Below are 25380 nucleotides of genomic sequence, written 5' to 3'. Positions count from 1 at the left end.
GTCGAGGGTGACGGCGGGGACCGACAGTTCCGGGGGCCGATGTGTCGCGAGAGGTCCCCTTTGGACGCTTTCCGTCCTAAGGGGACCTGTCATGAGGGCAATCGAGGAGAAGGTCGATTAGCGTCGCTAGGAAAGCTAGCGATACTAAAGGTCCCTTGCTCCCCCTCCGGAGAGGGCAAGGGCGAGCGGAGTACGACCAAAGGTGCCGGCCCGTGGCGGGTCTCGTGAGTGGTAAGGACGGTTAGAACCGTCCTTACCACTCACGAGGCCTGACCAGGAGACTCAGCCCGGGTAGAACGGATCCGCGTCGGTCACCGTGTGCGCCTGCGGCCGCCAGACCTCGCCCAGTTCGGACGCGACCCACAGCCCGCCCGCGTCCGCGACCAGGTTCTGCCTGCTCGGCGCCGCGGTGACGCCGTGGACCGGCGGTGTCAGGTTCGAGCTGTTGAAGGCGTCCATCCGCTGCCCGTCCAGCGGCACCTTGACCACCGGCAGCGTGCTCGACGACGTCGCGGCGATCAGGTGGTCCTGGGTCGCCCAGTCGACGTCGACGACGTCCTTGAGGTCGCGTTCCTGCAGCTTCCGCGGCGAGCGCAGCGCCACCGAGTCCGCCGTCCGCACGATCGACGCGACCACCAGCTGCCCGTTGACCACGGCGGCCAGCCGGGATCCGTCACGCGAGAGGCGCAGTTCGGTGATCTGGCCGAGCCCGGTGAGCTGGGTCGCGTCTACACCGGCCTTCACCCAGCGGCCGTCCGCGGCCAGGGTGACCCTGGCGACGGTGTTGTGGTCGACGACCGTCCAGACCTCGCCGGAAGCCCCGCCGCCCCGCGCGACCGGCCGCCAGGTGGGGCGGCTCAGGCTGCCGCCGAACAGATCCACCGAAGCGAGGTCCCGGTCCAGTTCGCCGACCCGGAGCCACTGCCTGCCGTCGCGCTCTTCGACCACCGCGAGCCGTTTCCCGTCGACGGATTGCGCGGCGCTGACGACCTTGTACCCACCGTTGCCCGCCGGGCCGCCGACCGGTGCCCCGTCGCCGAGCGACCGGACCCGCCCGTTCACGGTCATCAGCCCCTTCAGCTCCGAGTTGGGGGCGATCTCCGTGTTGTAGGGCAGCAGTTCGCTGGCCCGCCAGTATTCGTTGCCCGGCACCAGCGCGCTGCCGTCGGCGAGCAGCCGGATCCGGCTCAGCGTCACCGTTTGCAGGGAGAGCACGATCTGCGCGGCGATCAGGTTCCGGTCCGCGAGGCTGGCCCCGCCGACCCCGGTCAGGTTGATGTCCAGGGTCCCGTCGTCCGTGCTGCGCACGTTGGTCTCGGTGGCGACCTGGTCACCGAGCAGGTCCTGGACAGCGCCCTTCAACCCTTCCGACGGGCCCTGCAGCACCAGGTCCATCACCCGGCCCGGCAGCCCGGCCTGCGGTTTCGCCGCGACGTACCGGAGATCGGGGACGAAGGTGCCGGAGTCGGCCGAGTAGAAGCTGATCGGCACCCGGAAGTAGTTGGTCGCGAAATCCTTGTCGGTGACGGCGAGCTCCTGTGGCGGGTCCACGATCCGCCACTGGCCGTTCTGCTGCTTCCGTAGCTTGAACTGCTGCGAGTACTCGGTCTTGAGCGGGATGAACGCGCTGTCGGGGCTCAGGTTGCCGAGTTTGAACCCGCGGACGTTCACCACCTGCTCGTCCGGGTTCGCCGTCGGCGACGAGGTGTCGTAAACGGTGCCGAAGGTGTTGTCGATGATCGTCAACCCCGGCGACGGCTTCCAGTTCCGCCGGGCCTCGTCGTCCAGGTAGACCCGCGCGTCGGCGTTCGCCGTGCCCGGCGTCGCGGAGTTGCGGATGAACTGGCGGGTGACGGTCAGCGAGTCGATCCCGGCCGCGGGCTCGGGGACGTCCACCGGCGCCTGTCCTGGTTTGTCCCCGGGGACGACGACGGGCTGGGATTCGAGCGGGATGTTCGCGCAGCCGGCGACCAGCAGGAACACCGCGAGCAGGGTCAGCAGCCGCTTCATCGGCCGACCTCCTCGGGTTCGGCGAGGATCGCGTCGGGCGCCGGGCGGACTTCGAGCAGTCCGGACGACGAACCGTGCGGATCGGTCGGTTTGTGATCGGGCGGCGGCAGGACCAGCGGACTCTCCCCCATCGGCGTGTCCTGCTGGCGCGGCAGCACGAGCCGGAAACAGGCGCCGTGACCGGTCTCGCCCCACGCGTCGAGCACGCCGCCGTGCAGCCGGGCGTCTTCCTGGCTGATCGCCAGGCCGAGGCCGGTGCCGCCGGTGCGGCGGTTACGGGACGGGTCGGCCCGCCAGAACCGGTTGAACACCAGTTCCGCTTCGCCGGGCCGGAGCCCGACGCCGCGGTCGCGCACGGTGATGGCGACCGCGGTCTCGTTGACCGCCAGTGTCAGCACCACCGGGTTCCCTTCGCTGTGGTCGACCGCGTTGGCCAGCAGGTTGCGCAGGATCAGCTCGACCGAACTGCCCGCGTTGCCCGCGATCACCCTGACCTGTTCGACGGCCCTGGTCGCGATCGGCCGGACGTCGATCAGTTCGGCCGAGAGCTCCTCGACACCCGCGTCGAGCCTGCTGATCTCCAGCAGGTCGCCGAGCAGTGCCTCGAAGCGGTCGAGTTCGTCGACGAGCAGTTCGGTGGAGCGGGCGAGCCCGGCCGGGAACTGCTCGCGCGACGCGTGCAGCACGTCGGCGGCCATCCGGACGGTGGTCAGCGGGGTGCGCAGTTCGTGCGAGACGTCGGAGGTGAACCGGCGCTGCAGCCCGCCGAAATCCTCCAGCTGGCGGATCTGCCGCTGGATGCTCGCGGCCATCTCGTTGTAGGACACGGCGAGTTTGGCCAGATCGTCCTCGCCGAGCACGGCGAGCCGTTGATCGAGGTCACCGCCAGCGAATCCTTCGGCCGCCGCGGCGGCCTGCCGGACCGGCCGGACCACCTGCCTGGTGACCAGGTTCGTGATCCCGGCCAGCAGGAGCAGCAGGACGAGACCGCCGACGAGCAGCGTGTTCTGCACGGTCGAGACGGTGTTCTGCTCGCTGGTGAGCGGGTACAGCAGGTAGAGCTGGAGCGGGTTGATCATCGTGGTCACCGGGGCGCCGACGATCAGATACGTCGTCTTGCCGCCGTCCGGTTCGGTGACCGTGTGCATCAGGTAGCTGACCTGCTCGGTCTCCACGAACTGGCGCAGCCGGACGGGTACCCGGTCGTAGGGACCCGCCGCCGCCGGCGTGCTCGACTGATCGCGGCCGCCCGCGACCAGCACCGGTTCGAAGGTGCCTGCGGCCGATCCGGCGCCGTCCTGCGACGTCGTCGTGCTGGAGATCTTCTTCAGCGCGTTCTTCAGCCGCGCCGTCATCGCTTCGGACGACTCGGTACCGACGCCGACCAGCTCGCTGGCCGCGGTCTCGACGACCGCCCTGGTCTGCGCGATCGCCGCGTTCTGCTTGGTCTCGAGCAGCCTGTCGGTGATCTGGTTCTGCAGCACCATGCCCAGCACGAACACCACGGCCGACGAGAGCGCCAGCGTGGACACCGTGACCCGGAACTGCAGCGAATGCCGCCACAGCTCGTTGAACAGGACGACTTTGCGGCGCACGAAAACCACGATGCGCCGGAGGTGGCGCATCGTGGTTTGGGCAAGCCTCGGCAAGCGTCCGCTCATGGGGTCATCACGGCGGGCCGGCCTTGTACCCGACGCCGCGAACGGTCAACACCACCTCGGGGTGTTCCGGGTCCTTCTCGACCTTCGAGCGCAGACGCTGGACGTGCACGTTCACCAGGCGGGTGTCGGCGGCGTGGCGGTAACCCCACACCTGCTCCAGGAGCACCTCGCGGGTGAACACCTGACGGGGCTTCCTGGCCAGCGCGACCAGGAGGTCGAACTCGAGCGGGGTCAGCGGGATGGCCTTGCCCTCCCGCGTCACCTCGTGGCCGGGGACGTCGATCGCGAGGTCGCCGATCGTCAGCGACTCGGCGGGCTCGGCCTCGGTGCGGCGCATCCGGGCGCGGACGCGGGCCACGAGCTCCTTCGGCTTGAAGGGCTTGACCACGTAGTCGTCGGCGCCCGACTCGAGCCCGAGGACGATGTCCACGGTGTCGCTCTTGGCGGTGAGCATGACGATCGGCACACCGGACTCGGCCCGGATCGCCTTGCAGACGTCGATGCCGTTCATCCCGGGCAGCATGAGGTCGAGGAGGACCAAGTCCGGTTTCAGCTCACGAAGCGCGGGCAGCGCCCGTGAGCCGTCGGCCACGACGGCTGTGTCGAACCCCTCCCCACGCAGCACGATGGTGAGCATCTCCGCGAGAGCAGGGTCATCGTCGACGACCAGAACGCGTGCCTTCATAAACCTATGTTCGCACTAGTTTCCCCGCGCGAGCGCGCGACCCGGCGATGTGACCACCAGAAAGATCATCGAATCGGGCAAATTGCTCCATCCGAGTAGGGTCTTCTGCCCCTAGAGGGCCCGCCGGAGCTTGGTGAACGGGCACGGGACGTCTCCTTCGGCGATCCGCACGTCTTCCTTGGCCACTCCGGCGAACCAAAACCCCCGTCCGTACCGATCGGACCAAAAGTAACGTGTCGTGCGAAATGCGTGACGATCTCGCCGGCGAGCGGATTCGCGACGACGGACTGTCGTCGACGGCGGTCCGGAGCCGGTCAGGCGGACGCGACCTCTTGCCCCGCAAGAAATCCTTCGACGACGGCGGCCGGTGACGGCGGATACGTGTGCGTCAAGGGATTCGTCCGCTCAGCCGAGCGGATCCGGGCGAAACGACTACTGTTGCGTCATGCGGAACCAGGACGCGGGGAACGCAACACCCAGTCAGGTGCAGTCCGTCGATCGCGCGATCAGCGTGCTGGAACTGCTGGCGCGCAACGGGGAAACCGGAATCACCGAGATCGCGGGTGAACTCGGTGTGCACAAGTCGACGGCCTCCCGCCTGCTGAGCGTCCTGGAGAACCGCGGCCTCGTCGAGCAACTCGGTGAACGCGGCAAATACGCGATCGGCTTCGGCGTCGTCCGGCTGGCGGGCGCGGCCACCGGCCGGATGGACCTGGCGAAACTGGGCAGGCAGACCTGCCAGGGCCTGGCGGAGACGCTCGGCGAGACGGTCAACATCGCGATCGCCGACGACGGCGTCGCGATCAACATCAGCCAGGCCCGTGGGTCGGCCGCGATCAGCGCGCAGAACTGGACCGGCCAGCGCACTCCCCTGCACGCGACCTCCAGTGGGAAGGTGCTGCTCGCGTATCTGGGAGACGTCGAGCGCAAACGTTTGCTCCGGCGGAAACTCGAACGGTTCACGCCGCGGACCACGGTCGATCCCGACGAGCTGACCGCGGAACTGGAGCGGGTCGCCGAGGACGGGTACGCGGCCTGTTTCGAGGAACTGGAGCTGGGGATGCACGCGGTCGCGGTGCCGGTGCTCGGTCCCGGTGGCGACGTCGTCGCGGCGATGAGCGCTTCCGGCCCGTCGTACCGGCTCTCGAAGCAGCGGGTGCGGCAGATCGTGCGGCCGCTGACGGAGGCTTCGGCGGATCTTTCGGCACAGCTGGGGTACTTCGCCGAGTGAGGTGACCGGCCCTCTCATAGCGTCCGGGAGTAGACCCACACGAGTCGAGAAGGGTTGTGCCGCAACCACTGTCCACAACGGACTTCTCGCACAAAACGATGGCCTGCTTCAAGACGCGACTGTCCTATGTGGGCGAACTGGGCCGGGGCCGGTGCCGACCTCGGCCGCGAACCATGCGACACGCTGGGGAGGCCTACCTCATCGGCGAGTTCCGCTACCGGCTAGACAAGCAACTAGAGGACTAATCGCGGAGCAGGCTGGTGGCCAGCGCGGGGGTGTCCACACCGGCGACACCGTCGAGAACGTGCCAAGGCGCGAGCCAGCCTGTCGCGGCGAGTTCGTCGTAGACCACCGAGCATCGCTTCTGGAGCGCGTCGTCGGTTTCGAAGGAATCCCGCGCGCGGTCGGCGTCGCTCTCCGCGCGGCGCTGCGCGCGGTCGGCGGCGACGTCGGCGGTGACCCGCAGCAGCAGATGCGCGACGGGCACCGGGAGGCCGAAACGGTCGATCTCCAGTTCACGGAGCCACCGCACGAACTCGCCGTCCGCGCCCTGGTGGAGCCGGGCGGCGCCGTACGCGGCGTTCGACGCGACGTACCTGTCGAGCAGCACGACGTCGTGATCGCCGAGCCGGTCGCGGATCTCGTCGCCCGCGCCGCGCCGGTCGAGCGCGTAGAGCATCGCCATGCCGTAGACGGAGTCGGCGAGGTCACCGTGCCCGCGATGCAGCGCTTCCTTCACCAGGTCGGCGTGCACGCTTTCGCCGTAGCGCGGAAACGCGATGGACGTGACGCTCGCGCCGGCCGCGTTCAGCGCGCCGGTCAGCGCGTCGGCGAGCGTGCGCTTGCCCGCGCCGTCCAGTCCTTCGATCACCACGAGTCGTCCCACACGCACAGAATATGACCAGCACCGCGAAGCGGTTCGGTGGAGGGCGGCGGCGGGGGCATGGATGGATGAGGGCGCCGTGGTCGACCGGCGGGCCAGACGGGGTCAGCACACGTCCGGCCCACCGGTCCGCTAGGGGATGCGCCTCTTCGAGTGCAGGAAGAAGCCGGCGACACCGATGAGGAGCAGGCCGCCGAAGATCAGCAGCGGGACGAAGCCGGTGTCCTGCGCGTCGGGCGCGGGGCCGCCGTCGCCGCGGGGCATCACTTGGGCGTTGTAGCCGCCGGCCTTGCCTTCTTGGGCGTACGGCGAGTTCGCGAGCATCGCGCCGTACCGGCCGGAGACCGTCTTCTGGTACTCCGCGAGGGTCGCCGAAGCACCGGCCGAGTAACCGCTGGCGCCCGAGTCGAGCAGCGTCACCCGGCCGTCGCGCAACGCGTACCAGGCGTCGACCTGGGGTTCGTGGAGCAGCGTCGCGCCTTCGGGCAACCGCCGGGCCAGTGCGCTTTCCCGGTCGCCCGAGGCGATGTTGCCGACGCGCCAGGCGCCGTCGTCGCCGCGGACCGACCAGACTGTCGCGGTCTGCCCGTCGGACGCCGTCACCGGGACGGCGACGTAGGCGAGCTGCCCGGCGACCGCGCCGTCACCGGCGACGAAATCCCTCGAAAGCTCGTAAACCGGGAAGGTTTTGTCGGCGACGTGGACAGCACTGACCGACGGCGTACGGCCCGAACCACCCGTCTGTGTGAAGAAGCGGCCGATTTCGGCACGCAGAGTGGGGTCGTCGGCCGCCGCCTTCGCGGCCGCGAGATCTTCACTCGACAGTTGGTCCGCGCGCGCTCCGGGGGCCGAGATCAGCAGCGTGACCGCGACCAGCCCGGCGAGCCCGAGGAACCGTCGCGCGCTCATCGCCGGATCCCGGTGAGAGTGTGCGTCCAGGTGAAGGACTTGTTGCCGGCGTAGAAGTCGTAGGTCGACCAGTTGTAGCGGTTACCGGTGGGCAGTGGATCCCCCCACGAGACCCACTTCCGGCCGGCGTCGGCGCCGTAGAGCACGTGCATGTGGCCACCGCCCGAAGCCCAGCCGACCCGCGTCTGCACCGGCCGGTCCGCACCGGTCTGCGCCAGGACGTCGGCGTAGGAGATGCGGCTCTTGAGGTAGTTCCCCGGGGCCGAGAAGCCCAGCTTGCCGAAGGCGCGCCGGACGTCGCCCAGTGTTCCGGGACGGTCGGCGCACTCCGGGCGGCGCTCGTCGTGGGCGATCCGGCAGAATTCGTTCTGGGCGACGGTCACACCGTGGTGTGCCGCGATGGTGTTGCCGGAAGCCACCCAGCACCACTGGGACTTCTGCTGCACCTGCATGGCGATGGGGTTCCGGTGGGCAGGCGGCTGGGGCAGCGCGCTCGCCGGGGACTGGACCGCGAGCCACGCCACGAGACTCGCGGCGCCCGCGGCGCAAACCCTCCTCGAGAACACAGGCACAACGGGCCTCCTGGTCACCATGGCGAACCAATGTGGTCACAACGGTGAACAGCAGGCTCACACAGAGCAAGATGGGCACTCGGCGGAACGGACCGTTCCGGGGCGTTTCCACACCCCGGAACGGTCACTCTTCCGGGGTCAACCACCCCGAACGGGGGACGTAGTGTTCACAGTGCGCTGCTAACGTGAACGTTCCGCGGTGTTCACGCTCAGCGCACACACTGGTCTGGTGAAGGGACGAGCGGTGACACGAGACGGGGACACCCCGACGATCATCGACGGCACGCGTCGACAACCGCTCGAAACCCTGCCCAAGGAGCTCGTCGAGGCCTTGCGCAGCGGCGAATTCCACCACGCGCTGCGGCAGGCGATCGCCTATCGCGGCCTCTCGCTCGCCCGCCTCCGCGCCCATCTCGGACTCCGCGGCGTCCAAATCGGACAGTCGACCCTGAGCTACTGGCAGCGCGGATTGCGCCAGCCGGAGGTACCCAAGGCGCTGCCGGCGGTCCGCGCGCTGGAATCGGTGCTGCAACTGCCAGCGGACGCGCTCGTCGTGCTGATCGGCCCGCGGACGGCGCGGGCGCGCGGACACCAGATGGCCGCGTCGTTCCACGACATCCGGTCCGGCGACATGGGTTCGATCGTCGATCAGCTGCTGGCGGAGCTGGGCGCGTACCCGTCGTCCAATCGGTACAACGCCGACCTCGAGATGCTCTCGGTGCACGACACGATCACCTTCGACGCCGCGCACCGGCAGATCGCCCTGCACACCCGGCTGGTGTGCCGCGCGCGGCGTCACGGCCCGGACCGGTACGTCACCGTCTACAACGGCGACCCCGGCTGCCACATCGGCGACGTCGACCTGATCACCGCCGAGGGCTGCCGCGTCGGCCGGATCCGGCGCAACGCCGAGGCCGAGACGATGGCGACCGAACTGCTCTTCGACCGGAAGCTCGCCGAGGGCGAGATCCACGTGTTCTGCTTCGAGGTCCGCGACGACTCCGGCACCGCGTCGCCCGGGTACTTCCGGATGCTGCGGGATCAGTGCGCGAGCTATCTGGTGCAGCTGAAGTTCGCGCTCGGCGCGCTGCCCGCCCGCTGCACGCGGCAGTTCCGGACCCGCGACGACGCCGTCCCCGTCGAGTCGGAGGAACTGCCGCTCGACATGGGCGGGGTGACCAGCGGGTTCTTCAGCGACGCCGGGCCGGGGCTGGCCGGCATCGAGGTCGAGTGGCGCTAGCGCGCGCTATGAAAGGCCCGTTACTTGCAAAATTTGCAAGTAACGGGCCTTTCATAGCGTCTCTCAGGACCGTCGGGACCGGTAGGACCGTCAGTACCGGTAGTGATCCGTCTTGAAGGGACCTTCGACGTCCACGTCGATGTACTCGGCCTGGTCCTTGGTCAGCTTCGTGAGCTCTCCGCCGAGAGCGTCGAGGTGGATCTTCGCGACCTTCTCGTCGAGCTTCTTCGGGAGGCGGAAGACCTCCTTGTCGTACTCCTCGTGCTTGGTGAACAGCTCGATCTGCGCGATCACCTGGTTGGAGAAGCTGTTCGACATCACGAACGACGGGTGCCCGGTCGCGTTGCCCAGGTTCAGCAGACGGCCCTCGGACAGCACGATGATGCTCTTGCCGTCGGGGAACACCCACTCGTCGACCTGCGGCTTGATGTTGATGCGCCGGATGCCCGGGTAGCGCTGCAGGCCCGCCATGTCGAGCTCGTTGTCGAAGTGGCCGATGTTGCCGAGGATCGCCTGGTGCTTCATCCGGGCCATGTGCTCGATGAGCACGACGTCCTTGTTGCCGGTGGTCGTGATGATGAGGTCGGCCTCGCCGAGGACGTTCTCCAGCTTCTTGACCTGGTAGCCGTCCATCGCCGCCTGCAGCGCGCAAATCGGGTCGATCTCGGTGACGATCACCCGCGCGCCCTGGCCGCGCAGCGATTCCGCGGCGCCCTTGCCGACGTCGCCGTAACCGCAGACGACCGCGACCTTGCCGCCGATGAGGACGTCGGTGCCGCGGTTGATGCCGTCGATCAGCGAGTGCCGGATGCCGTAGCGGTTGTCGAACTTCGACTTGGTGACGGCGTCGTTCACGTTGATCGCCGGGAACAGCAGCTCACCGGCGGCGGCGAGCTGGTAGAGCCGCAGCACGCCGGTCGTGGTCTCCTCGGTGACACCGCGGATGCCTTCGCCGATCTTGGTCCATTTGCCGGTGTCGGCCGCGACGGAGGCGCTCAGCAGCTGGAGGAACACGCGGAACTCGTCCGAGGTGTTCTCGTCCGGCGAGGGGACGATGCCCGCCTTCTCGAACTCGGTTCCCTTGTGCACCAGCATGGTGGCGTCGCCGCCGTCGTCGAGGATCATGTTGGGACCCTCACCGTCCCAGGTGAGCATCCGCTCGGTGCACCACCAGTACTCCTCCAGCGACTCGCCCTTCCAGGCGAACACCGGGACGCCCTTGGGCTCCTCGGCGGTGCCGTGCGGGCCGACGACGATCGCCGCGGCGGCGTGATCCTGCGTGGAAAAGATGTTGCAGGAGGCCCAGCGCACCTCGGCACCCAGTGCGACGAGGGTTTCGATCAGGACCGCGGTCTGTACCGTCATGTGCAGCGAGCCCGAAACCCGGGCTCCCCGCAGGGGATACACCTCGGCGTACTCGCGGCGCAGCGCCATCAGGCCCGGCATCTCGTGCTCGGCGAGGCGGATCTCCTTGCGGCCGAACTCGGCGGCCTCGAGATCGGCGACGGCGAACTCGATGCCGTTGCGGGTGTCGTGCCGCTTGGCAACGCTTTCGGGGGTCATATGCGCGCTTCCTCCAAGGTTGGATGACAACAGAACAGTACCGTTGTCGGCTCAAAGCCCACTGCACTGTTTGGAGGCCTTCACCGTGGTCATGCCGGGTCCCGATACCCGCGTCGTCGAAATACGCGTACCCGGGCTAGTGGGCACGAGCGGTGAAAGTCTGCTGGATTCGACGTCGGTGGTCGACGTCGCGGGCGACGGGATCGGCAGGCTGATCCGGCCGTCGGACCGGCTGCGCCGCCCCGCTCCCGGACCGGTGCTGCCCGCGCTCGGCCGTTCGATCCCGCGCATCCTCGAAGGCTACCTGTGGAGCGGGATGACCTCGGGGGGCGCGGCGAAGGCGACTTGGGCGCTGCTGTTCCCGTTCTCGCTGGCGAACGTCGCGCACTGGATGCTGCCGCCGGTCCCGGAGGGCAAACGTTTCGCGGCCGCGCTCGGCACGGCGTGCCGGGCGGTGCTGCGGGTGGCCTCACTGCTGCTGACGATGCTGTTGATCAGCCAGCTCGCGGTGGTTTCGCTCGACCTGTTCGCCGCGCAATGCCTCGCACCCGGCTCGACGTGCCTGGCGGGCGCGCCGTCGTTCCTGCGGGATTTCGCGCCGCTGCGGACGGCGATCGGGGTGGTGCCGCTGCTGGTGCTGATCTTCGTGCTCGACCGGATCCCGTCGTCGGACTGGCGATCGCGGAACCGGCTGCACCGCGTGCACAGTTCGGCCCCGCTACAGCCACAGGACATGCCGCGGACGCCGGGCCTGCGCACGCTGCACACCGTCGCCGCGCTGACCTGCCTCGCGCTTCCGTTGCTCGGCGGGCCGTTCCGGCTGCCGACGGCGACGTTCGACCTCGTCGTGTGGATCTGCGCGATGGCGCTCGTCCTCGCCGCGCTGGTGGCCTCGACCGTCGGCTTCTCCGCCGGGCCGGTGGTCCGCGGCGGGATGATCGCGTTCGCCGTCGCGCTGGTCGGGATCGCCGTCGTCCGCCGGACGCCGCTGCCCGCCGGACTGCCGGGTGGCGGACTGGGCGGGGCGGAAGGGACGGTCGAAGCGCTGGGCGCGGCGATGGTCGCGGTGACCGTGCTGTTCGCGCTGATGCTCATCCCGGCCGCCTTGTTCGGCCGTTCGACCTGGAAGCACCTGCCGCGCCGGTTGCGGCCCTGGCTCGGCGGCTGGGCCGCGGCGCCGGTCGTCGCGCTGGCGGGCCTGCTCGGCGGCGGCTTCGGCGCGGGACTCGCGGTCGCGCTGCGGCAACTGGTCGGCGCGACCGACCTCCGGCTCCCCGACACCTACGTCCTGGTGACCGTGTTGTGGGGCGCCGGGCTCGCGCTCGCCGTCGTACTCGGCTTGCTGGGCTTCGCGGTGGCCGTCCCGCTGCGGCGGCTGCGCCGCGGCGTGCCGAAGATCGTCGGGCTGATGGAGATCGGCAAGGCGCAGGAAGAGGAGGCCGCCCACGTCTGGGCCCGCGCCTCGTGGGAACGCAAGCATCTGCACCATCTGGCGCTCGCGGTGGCACTGGCGATGGCGGCGGGCGGCGGCGCGCTCCTGGTGCTGCGCTTCGGTTTCGGCCCGCTGGGCGAGTGGTCGAAACCGATTTCGGGGATCGGGGTGTTCGCGCTGGGCGCCCTGGCCGCGGGACTGCTGCGCGTCGTTTTCGCCGCCGCGACGACGCCCAAGCGCAGCCGTCACCTCGGCGCGCTGGCGGACCTCGTGTGCTTCTGGCCGCGGGCCGCCCATCCGATCGTTCCGCCGAGCTACGCGCTCAAGGTCGTCCCGGAACTCGCGGACCGGGTCAAGGAACATCTGGCCGATCCGGGCACGCGGGTCGTGCTCTCCGGGTACAACCTCGGCAGCCTGCTGACCGTGCTCGCCGCGGCGCGCGTGCTCGCCGACCTCCCGCCCGAGGACCGCGAGCGCGTCGGGCTGCTGACGGCGGGCTCACCGCTGCAATGGGGTTACCAGCGAGCCTTCCCCGCGATGCTGCCGCAGGCGCAGCTGGCCGGGCTGTACGAGGATCTCGACGGCCGCTGGCGGGCGCTGTGCCGCGGCACGGACATCTTCGGCGGCGGAGTCACGACGTGGCGGCACCGGGTGGTGTCCGGGAAACTGCTCGGCGACGGCTACCTGGCCACCGGCGGAACGGGTCCGCTGGCCGCCGAAGCCGACGAGCAGGGTGTCCTGGTGCTCGGCGGCGATCACTGGCTGCCGGACCCGATGCGCGGGCCGACCGGGCGGCACCGCTGGGCGCCCGGCGTCCTCAAGCACACGGACTACGTCGTCGACGCCGAATGGGACAACGCCGTCGCGATGGCCGCCGGGCTCGGCCGCCCCCGCCCGTCGAACCCTTGGGGCGAGCAGGGATCGCTGTTCGGGGACTTCCCGCAAATGCGCTGAAGGCCCCCTTCACGAGGAAGAGGGCCTTCAGGCATCAGCTAGTTTCAGTCGGCCTTGCGACGCACGCGCAGCAGGACCAGGACGCCGGCACCGGCCAGCACCAGCAGGCCACCGGCCCACAGCAGCCAGGCGTTGTCGAAACCGGTGTCCGCGAGACCGCCACCGTTACCACCGTTACCGCCCACGTTCGGGGCCGGGGCGGAGGTGCTGGTCGGGGTGTCGGACGGCTTCTCCGTGGTGGTCGGAGCGGTCGTCGACGGCTTGGCCGTCGAGGTCTTCGTCGGCTCGGACGGCTTCGGCTGCTCGGTCGGCTTGGTCTTCTCGCCGCACGCGTACCACTTGTCGATGTTCGCCTTGCTGCCGTCGCGGTTGAACGGCGCGCGCAGCTCGGTCCACGGCGGGGTGTCGGAGAGCTTGCGCTTGCCGGGCTCGTAGACGTTGTAGCCGTCGTCGCCACCGAGGACGACGATCGCGGTCACCTTGACGCCCTCGCCGAGGCCGGTGATGTTGAGCCGCTTCTCACCGGCGCCACCGGTGAACTTGAAGTCCGCGTCGGACAGGGCCTTGCCGCCGGCCTTGACCTGCTCGCACTTGCTGATGTTGCCGGGGATCGGCTTGGCGCGGTCGTCATCGGAGTGACAGGCCAGCGCCGAACCGGCGGTACCGAGCAGGGCGGCGGTCGCCAGTGCGACGACGGTGACGGCGGAACGGACACGCCGTCCGGACATGATCTGCATTCAGAGCTCTCCTGTACCGATCGGGGGACAAACGAGCAAAGCGCGGTGCCTCATTCGAGGGATGAAGGTCAACTCGCGGTGCTTCTACACGAGTTCCGTTCACCCGACAGGGTGAGGCGAGAGACCGGACGCTATCGCACACCGATTTCACACCGAAACCGGGGCCCCCGACAAAGCGGCCCACCATCCACAGAGGAATGGTGGGCCGCCTAAACGAGAATGATCAGTCCGAAACGGACTCCGTCTTCTCGGCCTTGTTCTGCTTGCCGAGCACTGAATGGCGACGGCTGTAGACGAAGTAGACGACGACGCCCAGCACCATCCACGCGATGAACCGCAACCAGGTCAAAACGGTCAGGTTGAGCATCAGCCAGAGGCAGGCGGCGATCGCCAGGATCGGGATCAACGGCACCCACGGCACGCGGAAGGCGCGAGGGAGATCCGGTCGCTTCTTGCGCAGCACCATCACACCCGCCGAAACGAGGATGAAGGCGAACAGCGTGCCGACGTTGACCATTTCCTCGAGCTTGTCCGCCGGGAAGAACGTGGCGGCGACGGCGACCAGTCCGCCGACGACGATGGTCGCCCGCTTCGGCGTCCCGTTCGGGCCGGTCTTCGCCAGGCTGCGCGGCATGAGGCCGTCGCGCGACATCGCGAAGATGATCCGGATCTGGCCCAGCATCAGCACCATGACGACGGTCGTCAGGCCGGCGAGGGCACCGACGGAGATGATGTTGGCCGCCCAGTCGACGCCGTTGACCGCGAACGCGGAAGCGAGCGTCTTCTTGCCGCCGTCACCCGCCGAAGTGGCGAGATCCTTGTAGTTCACCATGCCGACGACCACGAGCGACACCGCGACGTACAGCACCGTGACGATGGCGAGCGAGCCGAAGATGCCGCGGGGCACGGCCTTCTGCGGGTTGCGGGTCTCCTCCGCGGTGGTCGCGACGATGTCGAAACCGATGAAGGCGAAGAACACCAGCGACGCCGCGGCCAGCAGGCCGAAGACGCCGAACGAGCTACTGCTGCTGCCCGCGAACACCGAGAAGAGCGACTGGTCGACCCCGGTGGCCGACGACTCGGCGCCGGACTGGGCCTCCGGGATGAACGGCGTGTAGTTGGCGGCCTTGATGTAGAAGATGCCGAGCACGATCACGAAGAGCACCACCGCGACCTTGATCCCGGTGATCACCATCGAGAACCGCGAAGACAGCTTCGTGCCGACAGCGAGCAACGTCGCCAGCACCAGCACCACGATCAGGGCACCCCAGTCGACGGGGACGCCGCCGATCTCGAACGTCGTTTTCGTGCCCTTGCCGAAGATGTAGGAGAGCACGGTTTCGAGATAGGCCGACCAGCCCTTCGACACCGCGGCCGCGCCGACCGCCAGCTCCAGGATCAGGTCCCAGCCGATGATCCACGCCATGAACTCGCCGAACGTGGCGTACGAGAACGTGTACGCGCTCCCGGCCACCGGGACGGTCGACGCGAATTCCGCGTAACAGAGAGCCGCCAGCGCACAGGCGATGGCAGCGAAGACGAACGAGAGCGAAACCGACGGCCCGGCGTAGTCGCCTGCCGTACGCGCGGTGAGCGTGAAGATCCCGGCGCCGATGACGACGGCGACACCGAAGACGGTCAGGTCCCAAGCGCTCAGGTTCCGCCTGAGTTTGGTCCCCGGTTCGTCGGTGTCCGCGATGGATTGCTCAATGGATTTCGTACGCCACAGACCGTTTCCGGGCACCCTTGACCTCCTACACCTGACTGCGGTTCAAGGGACCCTATCGCCCGATCGTGGCGGCAGCGCGGTGGGAGAGCAACGAAGTACCCGAAGGTCGCGGCGGTGATCGGCGGAATACGGACAGTTGCCCCGCACGGTGATCACGGATCCCTCGCTTTCGCGTCCCCGAACGCTAGGAAAGGCCCGTTCCTTGCAAAATTTGCAAGGAACGGGCCTTTCCTAGCGCTCTAGAGCTAGTTCGAGAGCGGTTCGAGACCGGCTCACGCCAGCGAGCGGTCCAAGTCCGGCTCGAGGTAGATCAGCTTCGCCGTCGGTACCTTCGCGCGAACCCGCGCTTCGGCGTCGTCGATGGCCTGCGCGACTTCGGCGGTCTCCAGCCCGGGCACCAGCGCGAGCTTCGCGGCCACCAGCATCTCGTCGGGGCCGATGTACAGCGTCCGGATGTGGATGACCCGCTCGACCTTGCCCGCGGCGAGTTCGTCGACGATCGTGTCGAGGTCGGGCTCGGAGGCGCCCTCGCCGATCAGCAGGCTCTTCATCTCGATGATCAGGATGACCGCGATGACGCCGAGCAGCAGGCCGATCGTGACGGTGCCGATGCCGTCCCACACCGGGTCGCCGGTGGCGACCGAGAGCCCGACGCCCGCGAGCGCGAACACCAGGCCGAGCAGCGCGCCCGCGTCCTCCAGGAGGACCACCGGCAGTTCGGGGGTCTTGGCCTGGCGGATGAACGCCCACCAGCCCGCGTCGCCCTTGATCTTCTTCGACTCCTGGATCGCGGTGTAGAAGGAGTAGGACTCCAGTCCGATCGCGACCACGAGGATGCCGACGGCCACCCACGGCGAGGTCAGCGCCTCCGGCTCGCTGATCTTGTGGATGCCTTCGTACAGCGCGAACACCGAGCCGAGGCTGAACAGCATCAACGCGACGATGAACGAGTAGAAGTACCGGTCCCGTCCGAAGCCGAACGGGTGCGTGCGGGTCGCCGCGCGCTGCGAGGTCTTCTGGCCCAGCAGCAGGAGGCCCTGGTTCGAGGTGTCCGCGAGCGAGTGCACGGACTCCGCGAGCATCGAAGACGACCCCGTGATGAGGAAGCCGGTGAATTTGGCGGCCGCGATTCCGGCGTTCGCCACGAGCGCGGCGATGATCGCCTTGGTTCCGCCACCTGCAGACACGTGCAACTCCCCTGGTGTCCTGAAAAATGGTGTCCCGATATGCCGGGTTCGAAGGCTAGCAGTGCAGATGAGGCCCGTGGCGCCGGGCGGGACAGGTCACAGAATTGTCGGATCCCCTCGCTATTCTCGCCCCTCTCATGACCTGGGAGGTGCCCGTGCCGCGATTCGGCGTGCTCGGACCGTTGACGATCGAGAGCCCGCCCGGGCGGCGCACCGCGCCGCGCGGCGATCATCAGCGTGCCCTGCTGGCCGTCCTGCTGCTGAACGCGAATTCGTCCGTCCCGGTCGACGCCCTGGTCGAGACCCTCTGGCCGGAGACACCGCCGAAGTCGTACTCCTCCAATCTGCACACCTACGTCTCCCGTCTGCGGGCGCGGTTCGAGGGGCTGGCGATCGAGCGTGACCCGCTCGGGTACCGGCTGGTCGTCGAGCCCGGCGACCTCGATCTGCTGTCCTTCCGCGAAGCCGCGGCGGCGGGAAAAGCGGCGGCGCGGGCGGGCGATCCGGCGTCGGCGGCCGGGCACTATCGCCGGGCGCTGGCGGAATGGCGCGGGCCGGTCCTGTCGGGACTGCATCTCCCCCGGCTCGACGCGGACGTCGCCCGGCTCGAGTCGGAACGCCTCGCCGCTTTCGAAGACTGTGTGGACGCCGAACTGTCCGACGGCAGGCACGGCGAGCTCACCGGCGAACTCCAGGCGATGATCACCGAGCATCCCCTGCGCGAGAGGCTGGCCGCGCAGCTGATGACCGCGCTGCACCGCGCCGGGCGGCAGGCCGATTCACTGGCCGTCCACCGCGAGCTGCGCACCACCCTCGTCGAGGAACTCGGCGTGGAGCCCGGCGCCGAGGTCCGCCGCGTGCACGCCGCCGTGTTGCGCGGCGAGGATCCGGTGCCGCCCGCCAAGGCCGCGCCGGTCTTCCCGATCTGCCAGCTGCCCCCGGACATCGCGGATTTCGCGGGGCGCGAGGGCGAGGTCTCGAAGCTCTCCGGGCTGCTCGGCGCGAGCACGGGCGTCCCGGTCGCGGTGATCACCGGCGAACCCGGCGCGGGCAAGTCCACCCTCGCGGTCAGCACCGCGCACCGGCTCCGCCGGTCCTTTCCGGACGGGCAGCTGTTCGTCCCGCTCGCGGGCGCCTCCAGCCCGCGGGACCTCGCCGACGTCCTCGGCGACCTGTTGCGCGCACTGGGTGTCACCGGCCCCGCCATCCCGGACGACGTCGAGGCCAGGGCCGCGGTCTATCGCGGCCGTCTCGCCGATCGGCGGGTCCTCGTGGTGCTCGACGACGCCGCGGGTCCCGATCAGGTTCGCGCGCTGCTGCCGGGAACCCCGGGCAGCGCCGTCCTGATCACCAGCAGGCAACGGCTTTCCGGGCTCGCCGGGGCGGATCGCCTCCACCTCGCGCCGCTGTCCGGGTCGGAGGCGATGACCTTGCTGGCACGGCTGGCCGGGCCGGATCGGGTGGGCGCCGAACGAGCGGACGCGGAGCGGATCGCCAAGGCCTGCGGCAATCTCCCGCTGGCGCTGCGGATCGCGGGCAGCCGGCTCGCGATGCGGCCGGGCCTGCCGCTCGGGAAACTCGCCGGGAAGCTGGAAGACGAGGTCTCGCGCCTCGACGAACTCCAGGTCAGCGATCTCCAGGTGCGCGGCAGCATCGCGTTGAGCCATCAGGCCTTGAGCCCGGCCGCGCGGCGCGCGTTCGTGTTGATCGGCCGCTCCCGCACGCTCGACCTGCCCGCGTGGGCGGTTTCGGCCCTCATCGACCGCGCTGACTGCGCTGACAGCGCTGATGCTGACGGCACCGACGAGGCCATCGACGAACTCGTCGAGGCGAGCCTGCTCGAGGCCACCGGTGTCGATCCGACCGGTGAGCAGCGGTTCCGCCTGCACGATCTCGTGCGAGTGTTCGCCACGGAACTCGGCCGGGAACTGGAGACCCACGACGAGCGGGTCGCCACCGTCGCGAAGGTGTCGGACGCGGCGCTGTGCCTCGCCGACACGGCGGCCCGCCGACTGCCGAGGACGGTGCCGATGCCGTTGTCGGATCAGGACTTACCCGCGCAGCCGTTGCCGGCCGAACTGGTCGAGCGGCTGCTGCGCGATCCCGGCACGTGGTTCTCCGTGGAGCGGGCCAACCTGGTCACCGCCGTCTCGTCGCTGTGCGCCGTCGGCTGGCTGCGAAAAGCGTTGCGGATACTGGAAAGGCTGAGCGCGTACCTGTACCTGCACAGTCACTACACCGACATGCGGACGGCGTACGAGACCTTGCGCGACGCCGCCCGCAAGGCGGGCGACAGGCACATCGTGGTCATCGCCGAGGCGAACCTGGCGGTGTTGCTGCACGCTCGCGGCGAGTACGAACGCGCCGTCGAGGGTTATCGAGAATGTTCGAAGGAACTGGCGGAGCTGGGTGATCTGGCCACGCGAGCGTGGGTGGAGACCAATCTGGCGCACTGCCTCGTCGGCCTCGGCCGGGCCGGGGAATCGCTGCACGCCGCGACCCAGGCCCGCGAACTGTCCACTGTGGAGGATTCGGGAACCCATGCGCGGCGGGCGGAATCCGCCGCGCTGCACAGGCTGGGCAAGATCTCCGAAGCGCTGGAGATCGATCGCCGGATCCTCGCCGAGGCACGGGAATCGGCGGACGACCGCCGGCTCGGCATCGCCCTGCAAGGGCTTTCGTGGTCGCTGATGCTCGACGGCCGCCCGGAAGAGGCGCTGGAGACGGTCGAGGAATCCGTCCTGGTCCTGCGCCGGACGACGGCGAAGTCGGCATTGGCGAAGTCCCTGCGCACGCAGGGCGCGATCCTCGCCGGCGCCGGACGGCGCGCCGACGCGGTGAAGGCGTACGAGAACGCGCGGCGCCTGGCAGGAGCGCTCGAAGAACGGCCGCGGGAGCTTTCCTGCACCCGCGCGATCGCGGCGAGCTGGATCGGCGACGGCCGGGCCGACCGCGCGATTCCCGTACTGCGCCACTGCCTCGGCGAATTCCGTGCCATGGGCGGGAAACCCGCGACCGGCCTCACCCTGCACGTCCTGCGCAGGGCGTACGAGGCCGTCGGGGAAACGGAGGCGGCCGAGGCGGCGGGTGAAGAGGCGAAACGATTGGATGTCCCCCACGACGCCAACGCTTCGACCCTTGTCCGGTTGCTGTTGTCGCTCACCGAACCCGCCCCGGCCTGACCGGGTGGTGCCCGACCCCTCAGACGAGCACCACCCGAAGTCAACCCACGGAGAGCCGCCGGCCCGTATCGGGACGAGCCGACGACAACCGCAGGGTCACCCCTTCGGATGATGATCGCGGAACCCGCCACACGGAACGCACACAGTTCGGGCCAAGGACGCGTTCCTTGAGCAGAAGGTGTCGTGTTCGGGTGGGAAGGGCGTTCACGCGAGTTACGCCTTCGCTCACCTCAACAGTCCTCTGGTTGCGGTCCTTGCGCGTGCAAGGACCGCAACCAGAGGACGAAACGCGGAGAGGTCAGCAGGTGCCGGCGGTGGCGCGGAAGACCTGGGTGCGCTCACCGGAGAGCGGCCGGACGCGGACGGCGGGATCGGCGGCCGGGAGCCACACCGACTGGCCGCGGCGGAGTTCGACCTGCTCGCCGTCGTCGGCGGTCACCAGGATGCTGCCCGCGGTGCACAGCAGGATCTGCGGGCCGACGTCGTGGACGGCGATCTCGCCGTCGTCCCCGGCCGCCCACTCGATCCGCGAAAGCTCGAACTCGGGCGCGTCGGTGCGGTACACCGACAGGCGCTCCTGGCGGTCTCCGCTCTGCACCGGCATCTCGCCGCACGCGAAGTCGACGACGCGCAGCAGCTCCGGCACGTCGACGTGCTTGGGGGTCAGCCCGCAGCGCAGGATGTTGTCCGAGTTCGCCAGGATTTCGACGGCGGTGCCGTGCAGGTACAGGTGCAGGTTGCCGGCGGGCAGGTAGATCGCCTCGCCCGCGCTGAGGGTGAGGCGGTTGAGCAGCAGCGCCGCGAGCACGCCTGCGTCACGCGGATGCGACTCGCCGAGTTCCAGGATGGTCCGGCATTCGACGTCGAACTCGCCGCGTTCCTGGATGTGCTTCACGCACGAATCGAGGACCTCGGGCAGCAGTTCGTCGAGCGCGGCCTGCGGCAGGGTGATCCAGGTGGTGAACAGCGCGCGCAGCCCGGCCGGATCCGGCTGGGCGTCCAGCAGCACCGCGTACTTCGCCAGCCCCGGCGTCTCGATCGCCTTCAGCAGCGCGATCGTGCGTTCCGGGTCGCGGAAGCCCGCCAGCGCGTGGAACTCCGTCAGCGCGCAGACGAGTTCCGGTTTCGCCGTCGGATCCGGGTAGTTGCGGTTCGAGGCGTCGCGCGGGATGCCTGACGACTCCTCGCGCGCGTAGCCCTCCGCCGCTTGTGCGGCCGACGGGTGAGCCTGCATCGAAAGCGGCTCTTCGGCGGCGAGGATCTTCAGCAGGAACGGCAGCCTGCCGCCCCATCGGCCGGCGCAGCCCTCGCCGAGCTGGCCGATCGGATCGGCTTCGACGAGCTCCAGCAGGCTCCGCTCGGTGCCGTCCGGGCCGATGACGTGGGACGGGTCGCCGGGGTGGGCGCCCATCCACAGTTCCGCCTCCGGATGCGGCGCCGGCACCGGACGCCCCAGCAGCTCGGGGATCGTCGTTCTCGACCCCCACGCGTAGGGCCGCACGGCATTGCGCAGCAGCTCCACTGTCACCTCAACTCCTCGCCGGGCACGGGTGGTGCCGGCCCTCATTTCCTACGTCGCACCCGGGGCTCACGCCGTTGCAGGCGTGTACCTCCCAGCGCCGCCGATGCTGCCGACGGCCAGCCCCAGATAGACCGCGGCCAGCTCGAAACGCAGCGCGAGAACGGCCGCACGCACGATCTCGTCCGTTTCGATTTCTTCGGCCGGGGCGATCACATCCGCACCGGGCAGCAGGTCTTCCGCCTGGTAGCGGGCCGCCTCCGTGGCCGGCCCCGTCCGAACCGAGAGGAGCAGCACCCTCGGCACGACGCCGACCCCCTCCTCCGGGTCCGCGAAGATATCGCGCTCCACGCCCCCGGACAATGCCGCACGCCGCAAAGCGGGCCGGGCCAAGGCCTGGCGATAGTCCTCGACATCACAGACGAGGGCCGCGTGGGCGGCGAAAGCGTGGGCCGCGTGTTCGCCGACGGCGACCGCGACCGGGTCCAGCCCCCACAGGAGCGGCTGGCGGTCGGCCAGCTTCAGCGCCATCGCCTTGGCCGGGTTCGCGAACGAGTCCCTCGCCAGATAATCCTTCTCGGCTTCCGCGTCGAGGTGGTCGGCGAGCTGCTCCAGATCGGCCACCAGCAGGCCGAGCGCGTTCGCGGTCAGCAGCGCGGCGGCGAGCCCGCGCGGGAAGGCCATTTCCGGCGGGACCGGGAGCCTCGGCGCGAGGATCAGTCCCTTGCCCGCGACGGCGGCCGCGACCGGGCCCTCGCCGGGAGCGGACAGCACGACCGTCGCACCGAACCTGGCGGCACGCTCCAGAGAAGCGGCCAGCTCACGATCACCGGCGTCGTCGGTGTGCGCGAAGACGACGTCGAGGGCACCGATCCAGCTCGGCACGACCTCGGCGACGACCACCGGCACCGGGCAGGCCGGGGTCAGCAGCGCGGCGACCAGCCTGGTCAGCGTCCGGCTGACGCCGGGCCTGTCGATCAGCACGAGCGAGCGCGGGCGCCCGACGTCCAGGCGATCGCTCAGTTCGAGCTCGGCCGCGGCTTCGGCGGTCGCCCGGACCTGGGCGCCCGCCATCGCGGCGGCACGGAGCAGCCCCGCGGTGTCGGCCTCGGCCAAGCGCGCGGGATCGTCGAGCAGGGAATCGTCAGGGACCGTCGGCATGGGCGCCATCCGGGGTCGTCGGCTCGGTGGCTTCGTCCAGTAACAGTACCGGGATTCCATCACGGACCGGATACACGCGACCGCACTCCGTGCAGGTCAGCGCGTCCGCCTCCGGATCGGCCGTCGTCCCCGGCCGCAGCGGCGCGTGATCGGGGGACGGGCAAGCCAGGATTTCCAGCAACTGTGCGTCAAGCGTGACGGCCATGGTCTCTCCCTACCTGTGGGACATCTCTATGTGTGTTTTCACGACACATTCGTTACCCACGGACGATCGCCAATACGTCTTCGGTCAGCGCCCGGACGGCCTCGGCGTCGGCGGCCTCGACGTTCAGGCGGAGCAGCGGCTCGGTGTTGGACGGACGCAGGTTGAACCAGCCACCGCCGGGAAGCTGCACGGTGAGCCCGTCCAGTTCGTCGATCTCGACGCCGTCGCGCGCGGCGAAGGTGTCCTTGACCGCCATCATGCGCGCGACCTGGTCGTCGACGGTGGAGTTGATCTCGCCGGAGGCCGCGTAGCGCGAGTACTCCGCCGTCAGCTCGGACAGCGGGCCGGTCTGCTCGCCGAGGGCGGCGAGGACGTGCAGCGCGGCCAGCATGCCGGTGTCGGCGCGCCAGAAGTCGCGGAAGTAGTAGTGCGCGGAGTGCTCGCCGCCGAAGATCGCGCCGGTCTTGGCCATCTCGGCCTTGATGAACGAGTGCCCGACCCGGGTGCGCACCGGCTTGCCGCCGTGCTCGGCGACGATCTCCGGTACCCCCTTCGACGTGATCAGGTTGTGGATGATGGTGCCGCCCGGCTCCTTCTCCAGCTCACGGATCGCGACCAGCGCGGTGATGGCGCTCGGCGACACGGGCTCGCCGCGCTCGTCGACGACGAAGCAGCGGTCGGCGTCGCCGTCGAACGCGAGACCCGCGTCGGCGCCTTCCTCGCGCACCTTCGCCTGGAGGTCGACGATGTTCTTCGGGTCGAGCGGGTTGGCCTCGTGGTTGGGGAAGTTGCCGTCGAGTTCGAAGTACATCGGCACGACGTCGAGGGGCAGGCCCGCGAAGACCGTCGGGACGGTGTGGCCGCCCATGCCGTTGCCTGCGTCGACGACGACCTTCAGGGGACGGCTTCCGGACAGGTCGACGAGCTTGCGCAGGTATGCCGCGTAGTCCGCGAGGACGTCCTTCTCGGTCACCGAGCCGCGCTGGCCCGCGAAGGTGGGGACACCCTGCTCGACGGTGTCGCGGATCTCCGCGAGACCGGAGTCCTGGCCGACCGGGGCGGCGCCCGAACGGCACAGCTTGATGCCGTTGTACTGCGCCGGGTTGTGGCTGGCGGTGAACATGGCGCCCGGCAGGTTCAGCGACCCGGAGGCGAAGTACAGCTGGTCGGTGCTGGCGAGACCGATGGTCACGACGTCGAGGCCCTGCGAGGTCACGCCGTCGGCGAACGCGGCGGACAGCTCGGGCGAGGAGTCGCGCATGTCGTGGCCGATGACGATCGCGTCCGACTCGGCTTTGATCAACAGAGCGAAGGCCGAGCCGAGGTCACGGACGAGCGCCGCGTTCAGCTGTTCACCGACCACGCCGCGAATGTCGTAGGCCTTCACGATGCCCGAAAGGTCTGGCACGCCTGCTCCCCGCCAATAGTCTCGTTACAACGCCCTCTGGCGCCTCGAAAGCCTACCGGCGGGCCTTGGTGTCAGGCTCGGCCGGGCAGGACGCGCAGGTGGCCGCGCCTGCCGGAGGGACCCTCGGGTTCGGGGTCGGGCGCGGGCTTGTCGGAACGGCCCGCTTCGCGCACGGCCTCGGCCAGCGCGGTCAGCTCGTCGGCGGAGGGATCGGGAGCGGCGAAGGCCCCCTCGTGCCGGACGACTTCCCAGCCCTTGGGCACGGTGAGCCGGAGGGCGTGGGCCTCGCAGAGGTCATAGGAGTGCGGCTCGCTCGCGGTGGCCAGTGGCCCCACTACGGCTGTCGAGTCGCTGTAGGCATACGTGAGCGTGGCGACAGCGGGTTCGAGACAACCCGTTCGCGAACACTTTCGTACGCTCCGCACGATCGAGAACGATAGCGCGTCCCCGGCCAGGTGTACCGGCGACACGCGCTTTGATTCGCCGAGCGCGTACCCTTCGGATCGTGGCGACGGCTCGTGATTCCCGACAGCGACGGCGGATGCGCCGGGACCGGCACGGCCGGGGCCTGCGCGGAGCGCTGTATCCGTCGACCCTTCCCGCCGCCGCTAGCAGGGCAGAGAGGTTCGACGCGCTGGTTTTGGACGCGCTCGAACCGATCGAAGCGCGGTGGCGGCACGAGCTGACGAAGCTCGACGTGGCCGTCGACGACGTTCCCGAAGTTCGCTCGGATGGCGCACCGGCCGGAGTGGACGGCGTACTGCACGACGGCGCCGTCCCGCTCTCACGGCTCGTGCCCGCCGGTGTCGACCGGGCCGGACTGCCGACGCGCGCCCGCATCGTCCTCTACCGCCGCCCCCTCGAAGCACGCGCGAAGGACCCGGGCGAACTCGCCGAACTCGTCCACGACGTCCTCGTCGAACAGGTGGCGGGCTACCTGGGCGTCGAACCCGACGTCATCGAAGGCGACTGACTCTCCACACCGCCCCGACCCCAGCCCCCGCCCTTCCCCGGGGGGCGTCCCCAGCCCAGCGTATCGCGAGGGACCGACGGGACCTGCGGAAACGGCGCTGGAACCCTGAGCTGTCCACAAGGGGACTGCCCTGTGGACA

Annotated in this window: 21 protein-coding genes; 6 read left to right on the top strand and 15 right to left on the bottom strand. The window is 69.5% G+C overall.

The window, feature by feature from the left end:
- Positions 1–282: 282 nt before the first annotated feature.
- Genes ACLJPX_RS14985 through mtrA form a run of 3 tightly spaced genes read right to left on the bottom strand, consistent with a single transcriptional unit; the run spans position 283 to position 4356 of the window.
- On the bottom strand, positions 283–2010 hold the full coding sequence (locus tag ACLJPX_RS14985; protein WP_410600593.1) for an LpqB family beta-propeller domain-containing protein: 1728 nt from the start codon (positions 2008–2010) through the stop codon (positions 283–285).
- On the bottom strand, positions 2007–3635 hold the full coding sequence (gene mtrB, locus ACLJPX_RS14980) for an MtrAB system histidine kinase MtrB (RefSeq protein WP_410600757.1): 1629 nt from the start codon (positions 3633–3635) through the stop codon (positions 2007–2009). Before mtrB ends, ACLJPX_RS14985 begins: the two co-directional genes overlap by 4 nt.
- A 43-nt stretch (positions 3636–3678) precedes the next feature.
- Entirely contained in the window at positions 3679–4356 is a 678-nt protein-coding gene (gene mtrA, locus ACLJPX_RS14975; protein WP_005150760.1) for an MtrAB system response regulator MtrA, read from the bottom strand.
- Between the two features lie 245 nt (positions 4357–4601).
- Here mtrA and ACLJPX_RS14970 point away from each other — a divergent pair, with 245 nt between their 5' ends.
- Together ACLJPX_RS14970 and ACLJPX_RS14965 are read left to right on the top strand one after the other, a co-directional pair.
- Complete coding sequence (locus ACLJPX_RS14970; protein WP_410600592.1) at positions 4602–4727, top strand: hypothetical protein; 126 nt, start codon at positions 4602–4604, stop codon at positions 4725–4727.
- Positions 4728–4801: 74 nt separating this feature from the next.
- Positions 4802–5587 carry an IclR family transcriptional regulator gene (locus ACLJPX_RS14965; protein WP_410600591.1) on the top strand — a complete coding sequence of 262 codons (786 nt, stop codon included), beginning with the start codon at positions 4802–4804 and terminating at the stop codon, positions 5585–5587.
- A gap of 241 nt (positions 5588–5828) precedes the next feature.
- Here the strand turns inward: ACLJPX_RS14965 and ACLJPX_RS14960 are convergent, their stop codons facing one another.
- From ACLJPX_RS14960 to ACLJPX_RS14950, 3 genes are all read right to left on the bottom strand, one after another.
- Complete coding sequence (locus ACLJPX_RS14960) at positions 5829–6461, bottom strand: dTMP kinase (RefSeq protein WP_410600756.1); 633 nt, start codon at positions 6459–6461, stop codon at positions 5829–5831.
- Between the two features lie 141 nt (positions 6462–6602).
- The gene (locus ACLJPX_RS14955; protein ID WP_410600590.1) at positions 6603–7379 is read right to left on the bottom strand and encodes a hypothetical protein; all 777 of its coding nucleotides are present in this window, start codon (positions 7377–7379) and stop codon (positions 6603–6605) included.
- A complete protein-coding gene (locus ACLJPX_RS14950; protein WP_410600755.1) occupies positions 7376–7945 on the bottom strand; it encodes a papain-like cysteine protease family protein in 570 nt (189 codons plus the stop codon). Before ACLJPX_RS14950 ends, ACLJPX_RS14955 begins: the two co-directional genes overlap by 4 nt.
- Positions 7946–8195: 250 nt before the next feature.
- On the opposite strand from ACLJPX_RS14950, the gene ACLJPX_RS14945 reads away from it, so the two are divergent.
- Entirely contained in the window at positions 8196–9191 is a 996-nt protein-coding gene (locus tag ACLJPX_RS14945) for a hypothetical protein (RefSeq protein WP_101610448.1), read from the top strand.
- Positions 9192–9281: 90 nt separating this feature from the next.
- On the opposite strand, the gene ahcY is transcribed toward ACLJPX_RS14945, so the two are convergent.
- On the bottom strand, positions 9282–10754 hold the full coding sequence (ahcY, locus tag ACLJPX_RS14940) for an adenosylhomocysteinase (protein WP_410600589.1): 1473 nt from the start codon (positions 10752–10754) through the stop codon (positions 9282–9284).
- A gap of 91 nt (positions 10755–10845) precedes the next feature.
- Between ahcY and ACLJPX_RS14935 the strand changes: the two genes are divergently transcribed.
- On the top strand, positions 10846–13140 hold the full coding sequence (locus ACLJPX_RS14935) for a hypothetical protein (protein ID WP_410600588.1): 2295 nt from the start codon (positions 10846–10848) through the stop codon (positions 13138–13140).
- 44 nt (positions 13141–13184) lie between these two features.
- Here the strand turns inward: ACLJPX_RS14935 and ACLJPX_RS14930 are convergent, their stop codons facing one another.
- The 3 genes from ACLJPX_RS14930 to ACLJPX_RS14920 all read right to left on the bottom strand — a co-directional run bounded on the left by ACLJPX_RS14930 (position 13185) and on the right by ACLJPX_RS14920 (position 16793).
- A complete protein-coding gene (locus ACLJPX_RS14930) occupies positions 13185–13877 on the bottom strand; it encodes an LPXTG cell wall anchor domain-containing protein (protein ID WP_410600587.1) in 693 nt (230 codons plus the stop codon).
- A 223-nt stretch (positions 13878–14100) separates the two neighbouring features.
- Positions 14101–15621 carry an amino acid permease gene (locus tag ACLJPX_RS14925; protein WP_410600586.1) on the bottom strand — a complete coding sequence of 507 codons (1521 nt, stop codon included), beginning with the start codon at positions 15619–15621 and terminating at the stop codon, positions 14101–14103.
- A gap of 257 nt (positions 15622–15878) precedes the next feature.
- Entirely contained in the window at positions 15879–16793 is a 915-nt protein-coding gene (locus ACLJPX_RS14920; protein ID WP_101610453.1) for a cation diffusion facilitator family transporter, read from the bottom strand.
- Positions 16794–16948: 155 nt separating this feature from the next.
- On the opposite strand from ACLJPX_RS14920, the gene ACLJPX_RS14915 reads away from it, so the two are divergent.
- Positions 16949–19975 carry a BTAD domain-containing putative transcriptional regulator gene (locus tag ACLJPX_RS14915; protein ID WP_410600754.1) on the top strand — a complete coding sequence of 1009 codons (3027 nt, stop codon included), beginning with the start codon at positions 16949–16951 and terminating at the stop codon, positions 19973–19975.
- Positions 19976–20273: 298 nt separating this feature from the next.
- Here ACLJPX_RS14915 and manA read toward each other — a convergent pair whose 3' ends face one another.
- The 5 genes from manA to ACLJPX_RS14890 form a co-directional block, all read right to left on the bottom strand.
- Positions 20274–21497, bottom strand: a complete 1224-nt coding sequence (gene manA / locus ACLJPX_RS14910; protein WP_410600753.1) for a mannose-6-phosphate isomerase, class I — start codon at positions 21495–21497, stop codon at positions 20274–20276.
- 66 nt (positions 21498–21563) lie between these two features.
- On the bottom strand, positions 21564–22655 hold the full coding sequence (locus ACLJPX_RS14905; RefSeq protein WP_101610455.1) for a hypothetical protein: 1092 nt from the start codon (positions 22653–22655) through the stop codon (positions 21564–21566).
- A complete protein-coding gene (locus ACLJPX_RS14900; RefSeq protein ID WP_101610456.1) occupies positions 22639–22860 on the bottom strand; it encodes a Trm112 family protein in 222 nt (73 codons plus the stop codon). Before ACLJPX_RS14900 ends, ACLJPX_RS14905 begins: the two co-directional genes overlap by 17 nt.
- A 52-nt stretch (positions 22861–22912) precedes the next feature.
- Positions 22913–24268: a phosphomannomutase/phosphoglucomutase gene (locus ACLJPX_RS14895; RefSeq protein WP_101610457.1), complete on the bottom strand. Its 1356-nt coding sequence runs from the start codon at positions 24266–24268 to the stop codon at positions 22913–22915.
- A gap of 71 nt (positions 24269–24339) precedes the next feature.
- Positions 24340–24693 carry a DUF3499 domain-containing protein gene (locus tag ACLJPX_RS14890; protein ID WP_074038239.1) on the bottom strand — a complete coding sequence of 118 codons (354 nt, stop codon included), beginning with the start codon at positions 24691–24693 and terminating at the stop codon, positions 24340–24342.
- Positions 24694–24809: 116 nt separating this feature from the next.
- On the opposite strand from ACLJPX_RS14890, the gene ACLJPX_RS14885 reads away from it, so the two are divergent.
- Positions 24810–25241 (top strand): metallopeptidase family protein, encoded by a 432-nt coding sequence (locus tag ACLJPX_RS14885; RefSeq protein ID WP_005150818.1) that lies wholly within the window; start codon positions 24810–24812, stop codon positions 25239–25241.
- Positions 25242–25380 lie beyond the last annotated feature (139 nt).

This window comes from Amycolatopsis sp. lyj-90, assembly GCF_046549035.1.
In the GTDB taxonomy this organism is placed as follows: domain Bacteria; phylum Actinomycetota; class Actinomycetes; order Mycobacteriales; family Pseudonocardiaceae; genus Amycolatopsis.
This window is presented reverse-complemented; position numbering and strand designations above follow the sequence as displayed.

Excerpts from the sequence above, each read along its gene's own strand:
- ACLJPX_RS14900 (WP_101610456.1), bottom strand. The coding sequence starts at position 22,860 with ATGGCCGTCACGCTTGACGCACAGTTGCTGGAAATCCTGGCTTGCCCG.
- mtrA (WP_005150760.1), bottom strand. The coding sequence starts at position 4,356 with ATGAAGGCACGCGTTCTGGTCGTCGACGATGACCCTGCTCTCGCGGAG.
- ACLJPX_RS14970 (WP_410600592.1), top strand. The coding sequence starts at position 4,602 with ATGCGTGACGATCTCGCCGGCGAGCGGATTCGCGACGACGGACTGTCG.
- ACLJPX_RS14885 (WP_005150818.1), top strand. The coding sequence starts at position 24,810 with ATGCGCCGGGACCGGCACGGCCGGGGCCTGCGCGGAGCGCTGTATCCG.
- ACLJPX_RS14965 (WP_410600591.1), top strand. The coding sequence starts at position 4,802 with ATGCGGAACCAGGACGCGGGGAACGCAACACCCAGTCAGGTGCAGTCC.
- mtrB (WP_410600757.1), bottom strand. The coding sequence starts at position 3,635 with ATGCGCCACCTCCGGCGCATCGTGGTTTTCGTGCGCCGCAAAGTCGTC.
- ahcY (WP_410600589.1), bottom strand. The coding sequence starts at position 10,754 with ATGACCCCCGAAAGCGTTGCCAAGCGGCACGACACCCGCAACGGCATC.
- ACLJPX_RS14955 (WP_410600590.1), bottom strand. The coding sequence starts at position 7,379 with ATGAGCGCGCGACGGTTCCTCGGGCTCGCCGGGCTGGTCGCGGTCACG.
- ACLJPX_RS14905 (WP_101610455.1), bottom strand. The coding sequence starts at position 22,655 with ATGCCGACGGTCCCTGACGATTCCCTGCTCGACGATCCCGCGCGCTTG.
- ACLJPX_RS14985 (WP_410600593.1), bottom strand. The coding sequence starts at position 2,010 with ATGAAGCGGCTGCTGACCCTGCTCGCGGTGTTCCTGCTGGTCGCCGGC.
- ACLJPX_RS14930 (WP_410600587.1), bottom strand. The coding sequence starts at position 13,877 with ATGCAGATCATGTCCGGACGGCGTGTCCGTTCCGCCGTCACCGTCGTC.
- ACLJPX_RS14935 (WP_410600588.1), top strand. The coding sequence starts at position 10,846 with ATGCCGGGTCCCGATACCCGCGTCGTCGAAATACGCGTACCCGGGCTA.